This window comes from Mesorhizobium sp. M4B.F.Ca.ET.214.01.1.1, assembly GCF_004791545.1.
Classification (GTDB): Bacteria; Pseudomonadota; Alphaproteobacteria; order Rhizobiales; family Rhizobiaceae; genus Mesorhizobium; species Mesorhizobium abyssinicae.
Genome location: NZ_SRUX01000128.1, coordinates 1 through 361, shown reverse-complemented (window position 1 = coordinate 361; position 361 = coordinate 1). Strand labels below are relative to the sequence as shown.

The 361-nt window shown below is 65.4% G+C and carries 1 pseudogene; it reads right to left on the bottom strand.

Annotated elements, in window-relative coordinates:
* Positions 1-361: pseudogene (locus EN857_RS33600) on the bottom strand (DUF917 family protein); the annotation flags it as partial.

The window sequence follows — 361 nt, the reverse complement described above, 5'->3', positions numbered from 1 at the left end:
GATGGCGCCGCCGGAAATCGTATCGAGAAGGCAAAGCAGGTCCGGCGTCATGGCGACTGGCTGGCCATCGCGGAAGGCAACGGCCCACTCATTCTGGAATGCGAGCTCCATGCGCGAGCCACGGTCGGCATCGATGCCTTCAATGGTCGTGCTGCCGCGCAGGAAACCACCCGTGGTCTCGCGGGCCACATCCACCACCTTACCGCGGAACAGCTGCTTGCCGCCTTCGTGGTCGAGAACCGCCTGAACGGGATCGTCATGGCGCGCACGGGCCTCCATCACCGCGCGTCCGAGTTCGGTCGCCTTGGTGACGGTGTAATGAATGCCCCACTCCTTCACTCCCTTGCCGGTGCGCGGCGCC